This is a genomic window from Ruania albidiflava DSM 18029 (assembly GCF_000421225.1).
GTDB lineage: Bacteria > Actinomycetota > Actinomycetes > Actinomycetales > Beutenbergiaceae > Ruania > Ruania albidiflava.
Genome location: NZ_ATWL01000045.1, coordinates 1 through 2954 on the forward strand (window position 1 = coordinate 1; position 2954 = coordinate 2954).

4 protein-coding genes are annotated in these 2954 nt (G+C 68.4%); 1 reads left to right on the forward strand and 3 read right to left on the reverse strand.

Features of this window, described 5'->3' with window-relative positions:
• The first annotated feature begins 182 nt into the window (after positions 1–182).
• Positions 183–1130, forward strand: a complete 948-nt coding sequence (locus K338_RS24870; RefSeq protein WP_022919787.1) for a type IV toxin-antitoxin system AbiEi family antitoxin domain-containing protein — start codon at positions 183–185, stop codon at positions 1128–1130.
• A 61-nt stretch (positions 1131–1191) separates the two neighbouring features.
• On the opposite strand, the gene K338_RS0119365 is transcribed toward K338_RS24870, so the two are convergent.
• The 3 genes from K338_RS0119365 to K338_RS0119375 form a co-directional block, all read right to left on the reverse strand.
• Positions 1192–1626 (reverse strand): type II toxin-antitoxin system VapC family toxin, encoded by a 435-nt coding sequence (locus K338_RS0119365; RefSeq protein ID WP_022919788.1) that lies wholly within the window; start codon positions 1624–1626, stop codon positions 1192–1194.
• Positions 1623–1859: a ribbon-helix-helix protein, CopG family gene (locus K338_RS0119370; RefSeq protein WP_051155017.1), complete on the reverse strand. Its 237-nt coding sequence runs from the start codon at positions 1857–1859 to the stop codon at positions 1623–1625. The genes K338_RS0119365 and K338_RS0119370 overlap by 4 nt, the downstream gene beginning before the upstream one ends.
• 120 nt (positions 1860–1979) lie before the next feature.
• On the reverse strand, positions 1980–2852 hold the full coding sequence (locus tag K338_RS0119375) for a CPBP family intramembrane glutamic endopeptidase (RefSeq protein WP_157612655.1): 873 nt from the start codon (positions 2850–2852) through the stop codon (positions 1980–1982).
• Between the last annotated feature and the right edge of the window lie 102 nt (positions 2853–2954).

A 2954-nucleotide genomic window follows, 5' to 3' on the forward strand; every position in this document is an offset into this window, starting at 1 on the left:
TTGAGCACCTCCATCTTCACCCAAGGCCCGCTCACGATCCGCCTCAGCTCGCCGTCAGCGACGACGCCCTACGCACTCTGAATCCGGAAGAGCCGCTATAGCACCAGTAATCGTCCACGCGAGGGTGGCGGGGCTGTGGATAGCGCCTCCGGGGGACGAGCTCAGACGCCAAGGTGGGAGGTATGGACCTCACCCACCTGGCCGCCGAGCAGTTTGGCGTGGTCTCCCGCGCGCAGGCCGTTGAGCACCTCGGCGCCGAAGCGGTCCGGTGGCGGCTGGACTCCGGCAGGTGGCAGCGGGTGCACCCGGGCGTGTACGCCGTGCACGACCAACCGCTCGACTGGTTCGCACGGGCGAGCGCGGCTGTGCTCGGCTATGGGCATGGTGCCGCCCTGTCACTGGAGTCCGCAGCGTTCCTGCTCGGGCTGGTGCCGCGCCCACCGCAGCTGATCCAGGTCGACATCCTGGTCACGGCGCGGCGACAACGCCGTCCCGCAACCAGGGTGCGCCGCCGGCGCCGGCTGGTCACCGCCTACCGCCGCGGGCTCCCGGTCACCGCACCGGCATTCACGGTGATTGACCTCGGCGATCTGCCCACGGCCTCCCGTGAGGATGCGATCGCCGTCGCCGCCCGTGCCGTGCAGCAGCGCGCAGTCCGGGTCGGCCAGCTGGTCACCGAGCTCGACCGCCGCCGCACGCACCGGCACCGCCGCGCCCTCGAGCTGTCCCTGGGCATCGTGGCCGAGGGAGCCGAGAGCGTGCTGGAGGTGGACTTCCTCACCCGCGTGGTGCGAGCACATGGGCTGCCGCCGCTGCGCATCGCCGTGCCAGACCGCCTCGGTGAGCTCTCCATCCGCCGGGACTTCGTCGACGACGACCACCGCCTGGTCGTGGAGGTGGACGGCCGGGTCGCGCACCAGGATCGCCGGTCCGCCGACATCCGGCGGGACCGGGCCACAGCAGCCCGCGGCGTGGTGACCCTCCGGGCGGAGTGGGTGGACGTCTACTACGACCCCTGCCGGCTGGCTGCCGACATCGTCGCCGCTGAGCGCAGCCGCGGCTACCGTGGCGACCTGCGCCCCTGCGGACCCGGCTGCCGCGCCAGCACCCACCTGCGCCAGATCGCCTGAGCCGTTCGTGAGTACGTCTGCTGGGGCTATGACACCACCGATCTTCCACGCGGCGGGGTCATCACGCAGCCAACGGATTGTGCGTGCGCAGCTCCGGGAAATAGCTGAAGTCGCGGTCAGCGGACCAGAGCACGTCCACACCGTGGCCGATGCAGATGGCGGCGACCCGGGCATGGTGCACCTTTGCGCCGATGACCCGGTCAGAGCCGAGCAGCCGACCGAGGATGTCCAGATGGTCGCCGGTCTCCGCCAAGAACATCACCTGCGGCAGCCGCTGCAGATCCGCCATCGCAGTCATTCCGACACTGCTCTCGGTCGGTGGTCGATAGATCCGCGGGTGCGTCACGATGGCCAGGAACTCGTGCACGCAGGGCCAGGGCACGGCCCAACGACGCCCGGACCGAGCCAGTGACGCCAAGGCCTCACGAGCCGCCTGATGGCCAGCCGCATCACGCCGGTGCGCATAGACCAGCAGGTTGGTGTCGATCGCAATCACTGTGGCAGCCCGTACGCGACGTCGATCACCTCGTCAGCTGCGATCTCGGGCGAGCGGCCATCACCGCCTACAGCGGTGAACACGAAATCAGTCGGCGGCATCTCTTCCACGTCCCGTTCCAGCTCGTTCCGCAGCCCTTCGAGCATCAGCTCCCGCATGGTCGTACCCCGCTGGCGCGCCACCTCCCGCACCCGGCGCATCACCTCATCCGGAATGTCGATCGTCGTCTTCATACTGCTCACCATATCAGTCGATATGGGTACCCATACTGGTGAGTCCCATCGATGTCGACGTTCGTGGTGGACACCCCTATCGACACCTGTCGGGGTGCTACTCGTGCTGCGCCGCCAGCATCACACCAGAAAGATCGGGATCCAGGTCGGGTTGTGCGCATGCACGATCGAGGCGAACACCACCACGTCGAAGAGCAGGTGCACGATCAGCACATAGGTGAGCGACCCGGTCTTGGTGAAGATCCAGCCCTGCAGCAGCGCGAACGGTGCGGTGAGGAACGGGCCCCACTCCCGGTAGCCGAGCTCCCACAGGAAGGAGACGAAGATCGTGGCCTGCAGCAGGTTCGCCGCCCATACCGGGAAGTGCCGGCGCAGCAGCACGAAGCAGGTGCAGATGAAGAACAGCTCGTCCCACGTGCCCACGAAGTTCACGCCCACGAAGAACCGGCCCAGCTCGCTCCCCGAGGTGATGTGCGGCCAGTTCAGGTAGGCCCCGGAGCGGATGAAGTAGAACGGCAGGATCAGCCAGCCGAGGAAGGGCACCAGCACCAGGTAGCTGCGCTCGACCCGGGACCACTTCTTCCCGGTGCGCCATGGGAACCGGATCGCCCGGCGCCGGTACACCAGGCGGTCCACCAACAGCGGGGTGGCCACTGCGAGCGCGAGCACGGTGCCGATGGTGAAGAACCGGTCCCAGTGCACGTCCGCTGCGACCGAGGTGGTGGACACGATCGCCACCCCGATGCCCACCAGGGTCAGGTCCTTGCCCAGCTCCCGGTCGGACCACCAGGCCGCCGCCAGACTGACCACCAGCAGCGCATGCCCCCAGCCGGGCAGCTGCAGCCCGAACAGCAGGAACGCGCTCAGCGACACCCCGATCGCCGGCAGCACGGTGCGCCAGTGCAGGCTCGGCGGCGCGGTCCGGCTCGTCTGGTCTGTCAGCCGATGCCCCTTTCCCGGCCGGCTACCCGGCGCCGTGACCTCCTCGGACATGGAGCGAGCCTAGTTGTACCCGGCCAGGAGGTTGGTTACAGGCGGCTGGTGGGAGGTAGTCCACCGAGTGCGCTGTGGCCACGGACAGTGTTGTAAGTTTCC